Source organism: Fluviirhizobium alvei (genome assembly GCF_030551875.1).
Classification (GTDB): domain Bacteria; phylum Pseudomonadota; class Alphaproteobacteria; order Rhizobiales; family Rhizobiaceae; genus Rhizobium_E; species Rhizobium_E alvei.
The window spans coordinates 1-4,657 of record NZ_JAUOZU010000033.1 but is presented as its reverse complement, the minus strand read 5'-3'; the positions used below and the strand labels follow the sequence as shown (position 1 = coordinate 4,657).

Genomic DNA, 4,657 nt, shown 5'->3' with positions numbered 1-4,657 from the left:
TTCTTCGTTGCATTCCTTCGCTCCAGTTTCATTGGAAACACCTTAACTCGGTGTCCATGAAACCGGCAGCAGGCCACTGTGTGGGATCAGTCGGGAAATGGGCATAGCCGACACTATCCCCTTCATCCTGTTCAGCAGCTTCATCGAAACGGATGGAGTTCTTCGAAAGATCGCCGATCCCGTGTCTGGCCGTATCATGGTGCCGCGATCAACAGCACTGTCGCTGGCAAGGCTGACGCATCGGCCGTGACCGCGCATGACAAGTATGTTGCCACGGCCCGTACAGGCCCTTTGGCACGGGGGAGCAGTCGCTCAGCCCTCTGACGCTCAGCCACGTCCTGTCATGCATATCGGTCACGGCGTGGGCGATCTTCAACAACGCTGTTTCCGATAGGGACCTGTTCGAAGCCGGGGCCTTGGGGTCAAAAAGGGTGAGCAAAGACTTAAGTGAGGCTCGCGAAGATTTTTGTTTACTTTTCGGTTGCGCGCTTTACTGTATAATACTTTCGGGGACATTTCTGCGCGCAACGCTGGGGAGGCAGACGTGGAAGAAGATATCTTGTTGGGCAAAGAGTTTGGCCGCGCACTCACGCAGAAGTTAGCACCGGCAGAATCCGAATTTTACGACGAACTAGTAGATGCCTATTCAAGACCTGCCTCTTCGAAGAGAGATCACGCGCTAGCCTTCGGCGGATCAGGAGATGGTCCTGTCATTGCTGTCGTCTTGGCCAACGTTGGGGCGATAGTCATACGCGAATTATGGCGTTTGGCGCAGCCTGCAATCGCGCAACTCGCTGAGGAGGCCGTTGCAGGTGTAAAAGAAAATCTGAGCGTGAAGCTTAGAGCTTGGATCGACGAGCGGTTTAGATCGAAGCCGCCCATAGCGTTATCGGATAACCAGGTAACAACAGTCGTCGACGCCGCCAAGACAAGAGCTAAGGAATTGGGCTGCGATGATGCCGTAGTCGCAGAAATCGGCGAGACAATTAAGGAAGCTATTAGCTCACCGACATGAAAGGCTCATGGAAGTGCAAGTTAACATTCTGGCATTCCCTAGCTTAACGCGGGCTAACTTCGCGATTCTCCTTTCCGCCGTTCTGCTAACAAGCTTCACCACAACACTATACGTGCTTGACCAGATTGGAAATCGACCGACTGGGTCGGACTTGATCACGTTCATGTCCGGTAGCGTTGGCACCTTGGCGATCTCGATTGGCGCGCTATTTTATTACGCAATCCATCCCATCTTTCGCGAGCGGTCGTTTGGGCCCAGCGAAGAGGTAGTAAACTCAGATCCGATTGAGGTACGGGTATCATATATCTGTGATCGACTGGCCTTGCAAACTCCTAGACTGCTCATTGACGCCGACATCCGCAATCGAAACGCCATCGTGTTTGGATGTCGTAGTAAAACGATCCTCATGGGTCGAGGTCTTCGATATCTTCTCGCGGCAAGGCCCGATGAGTTTGATGTAAGAATAGCTCATGAACTGGGGCACTTGAAGAACGGTGACGTGAGTATCACATTTCTAGCTCGCGGTCTTATTCTTAGCGCAGCCGTCTATCTTACTTTATCCTTTTTTATTATCATTTATTTTGACTTGGCCGAAGCGGCAGAGATTTGGAGGGAATGGACAAATGGCGGGGCTTCCACTCTTTCGATATTGGCGGCGTGGAGTGGATACTTCAAAGAAATCGTGATATTTCGCTTAGGAGATGTGTTGAAACCGCTCCTTTTGGCCAGCATTCTCTTTGCATATCATCAGTCATTTCTTCGATTGCGAGAATACTACGCTGATCAAGTAGCGGCGGCATTCAGCGGTGACTTGGCTGCAAAGGCTGCGATCGGACCCGAGCCTCTTTCACCGTCGGTTCGCAAGAATCTCTCGTTACCTCTGGACGCGCATCCTACCAATTCGCGACGCATTTTCGCGATCGATAGTCCCGCGACACTGTTTCGGCCAAGCGTAATCGATCTTCTCCTTTTCGGTTGTGTAATGGGTCTCATGACCTCCACGTTTGAGACTATTCCCGTTGGGGAGAACTTCTCTGGGACAAGAAATATTGAAGAGGTTGCAGCGACGCTAAGCAACGCTGGAGTAACTTTATACATATTCGCTCTATTTGCTTTATCCGTAGGTCTTGTTCCCGTTTACGCTTTAGCGTCCTTGGGGATGCAACTGGCCACTTTCGCGTTTTTTTCCTCGGAATCCATACCTAAACGCATCGTTAGCGCCTCTCTCTACACTTGTGTTTTCTTCCTCTTTTCACTTATTGGATGTGTTTTAAATCCGACATCAATTGATCAATTTTTCAAGTATCAGATAGACGTATCTTATTTAGTTCCCAGCGATTATGAAATTAATGTCTCACTTGTATACATGTATTTTCTATCCTCATTCGTTATTTTCTATTTTTTATTACTGAGAAGATTCACCACTTCGCAAAAAATAACTCCTCCAGGCAAGATTTTTTATTTCTCTATCGGAGTAATAATTTATTTTGCGGCGAATTATTTACTGTGTTCTGCGCTATTTTTGTTTCTTGAGAAATTTAACATCAGCGTTGGCCGCACTTTATCCGCAGTGTGCTTCGCGATGGCTGCCATCGCGATGTATATTGGCTACATTTTGAGCCGCCGCACATTGTCCCCCAGGTTCATGGGCTACGGAGTGTTTTCACCGTGGGTTTGGCGCAACGCTCTGCTACAAAAGTGAGAAGCAAAAACGACTCTTGGCCTTGTGGCTAGGCGATAGGCCGCATTGTTCGGGCATTTGGGCTTCGTAATCAGCCCAATTTTCAATGGGCTCATACGATGAAAACGTGTCGCGGATCTTCCTTAATCACGGCCCCGATGGGATGATATTAATCCAATACGCCTTTGTCGAACGGAAGTGCAATTTTCAGTAAGGCGTCCCGCACCATTTCCAGCGAGAAGCCTTCGCCATAGACGGGCACTTTCCGACCGTGGCCGAGTATTTGGTCTATTAGATCAGGGCGGACGTCTGCTGCGCGCAACCTGTCCTTCATCGCGTGGCGCAGGCCATGAACCGGGGCCTGTCGGCCTTCCACGAGCCCTTTTTCCTTCAAATACTTACCAAGAGCTGCTGACAAACGGTTTTCTTGGTCGAAGAAGTTTGGCCAGCCGGACGGGTACTTCTTGGCTGCTTCAAGCGCCAGACCGACAAGCGGAATTCTTCTCCGGCTGGACGCAGTCTTGATCTCGCGCTCTTCGGTCCCCTCGATAACGATGTGAGGCACAGCAACGTCGAGTCGAATGGCATCCGGCCGCAGGTTGCAGACTTCGGAAAGCCGTGCCCCTGTTTCGAGTAATACAAAATAAAGCGCTCTGCGCTCGAGGCTCATCCCCGATAGTGCGTCCGTTGTCGCCATCTGTTGTAGCGCGTCCGTAGGAATGGGCATGCGGCTAGTCTTTTCCTTTTTGAAGTTTATATCCGCGAATGGGTTCCGAAACTCGGGCCACGCCATATAAAGGGACAACTCCGCAAGCATTTTGCGAAGAATACCAATTTCACGACTTGCCGCATCTGCCGTGAAGGCCCTACCCGTCTTCGGGTTGGTGGTCTTCATTTTTCGAATAAGGTGTTTGCGGAACGCGATGGCGTCAGTCCGGCTGACCTTATCCACACACCGATCACCGATCTCTTCCACAAAATGGCGAGCGGCGAGGCGGGGCCATCGCTCTGTCCGTTCTCGTTGGGCAGGACTTTTCCCTTCTAGAGTATGGCCGATAATCTCGCCGAGATAGAAATCCGGAAGTCCAGACACCATGAGGTCGGGAGCGGAGGCGCGTCCCGTAAGGGCATCAGTCACCGGGCGAGTCTCGATGCTAAGCGCGGCTCGGGCTTTGATGTCAGTGGACTTACTCAAGTCAGTTCGGATGTTTTTCCCGATCACAAGACTGACGCTGGCAAGGGCACGATCAACGAGTTCGAGCCTTTTATCGGAAGTCATGTGCCTATGGTCTGTCTCTTCCATTTTGCTGAAACCCCAGCGATTTTGTAGATCAATCGCCGCCTGCCAGTCGTCAATGTCACGAAGCGTCTGCCACAGACGATTATCCTCTCGCTCCAATTTGTCACGCAGCAGCCTCGCCTCGCGCGGATCGGCAGTGCCTAGCGCTTTCTGGATAGCCGGTGCTCTCCCATCAAGCATGGACACATCCACCGGCACGCGCCGAACATATGACCATGTCCCGCCACGCAGCTTGAGATGACGCATCTTTGAAGACGTTTTTCCAGCCATTGTTGTACACATTGTAGGACATCAATGTGGGCTAGATATCGTGAAAAACTTGCGACCGCAATAGTTCAGTCATTGCGTCAGTGAGAGTGGAGCGGGTGAAGGGAATCGAACCCTCGTCTGGAGCTTGGGAAGCTCTCGCTCTACCATTGAGCTACACCCGCCAATAGAGCTCCAATCACCCACATCGCGGCGCCTGTCAAGCATTTGATGTGTGGACTATGCGCAGATCCCCCGGCCCCTGACCGGAGCAGATCCTCGGCCTGACAGATGTCGGCATTCACCAACCGGCCTTTGGGGGCGAGAGCTGCCGATTCCGAATGACCTGAGCCCCTGAACTTCCTCCAAATTTTGGTAGAGTCCGTCATAACCAGGAGACGGACGGCATGAAGCG

At 51.5% G+C, this 4,657-nt stretch carries 4 protein-coding genes and 1 tRNA gene; 3 read left to right on the top strand and 2 right to left on the bottom strand.

The window, feature by feature from the left end:
- The first annotated feature begins 97 nt into the window (after positions 1 to 97).
- The 3 genes from Q4481_RS24520 to Q4481_RS24510 all read left to right on the top strand — a co-directional run bounded on the left by Q4481_RS24520 (position 98) and on the right by Q4481_RS24510 (position 2,717).
- The gene (locus tag Q4481_RS24520) at positions 98 to 250 is read left to right on the top strand and encodes a hypothetical protein (protein ID WP_304379054.1); all 153 of its coding nucleotides are present in this window, start codon (positions 98 to 100) and stop codon (positions 248 to 250) included.
- A gap of 294 nt (positions 251 to 544) precedes the next feature.
- The gene (locus tag Q4481_RS24515; protein ID WP_304379053.1) at positions 545 to 1,015 is read left to right on the top strand and encodes a hypothetical protein; all 471 of its coding nucleotides are present in this window, start codon (positions 545 to 547) and stop codon (positions 1,013 to 1,015) included.
- A 7-nt stretch (positions 1,016 to 1,022) separates the two neighbouring features.
- On the top strand, positions 1,023 to 2,717 hold the full coding sequence (locus Q4481_RS24510; RefSeq protein WP_304379052.1) for a M48 family metalloprotease: 1,695 nt from the start codon (positions 1,023 to 1,025) through the stop codon (positions 2,715 to 2,717).
- 148 nt (positions 2,718 to 2,865) lie between these two features.
- Here the strand turns inward: Q4481_RS24510 and Q4481_RS24505 are convergent, their stop codons facing one another.
- Both Q4481_RS24505 and Q4481_RS24500 read right to left on the bottom strand, forming a co-directional pair.
- Positions 2,866 to 4,266, bottom strand: coding sequence for a DUF6538 domain-containing protein (locus Q4481_RS24505; protein ID WP_304379051.1), 1,401 nt, complete (start codon positions 4,264 to 4,266; stop codon positions 2,866 to 2,868).
- A gap of 87 nt (positions 4,267 to 4,353) precedes the next feature.
- Positions 4,354 to 4,427, bottom strand: a tRNA-Gly gene (locus Q4481_RS24500).
- Between the last annotated feature and the right edge of the window lie 230 nt (positions 4,428 to 4,657).

Excerpts from the sequence above, each read along its gene's own strand:
- Q4481_RS24510 (WP_304379052.1), top strand. The coding sequence starts at position 1,023 with ATGGAAGTGCAAGTTAACATTCTGGCATTCCCTAGCTTAACGCGGGCT.
- Q4481_RS24520 (WP_304379054.1), top strand. The coding sequence starts at position 98 with ATGGGCATAGCCGACACTATCCCCTTCATCCTGTTCAGCAGCTTCATC.
- Q4481_RS24505 (WP_304379051.1), bottom strand. The coding sequence starts at position 4,266 with ATGGCTGGAAAAACGTCTTCAAAGATGCGTCATCTCAAGCTGCGTGGC.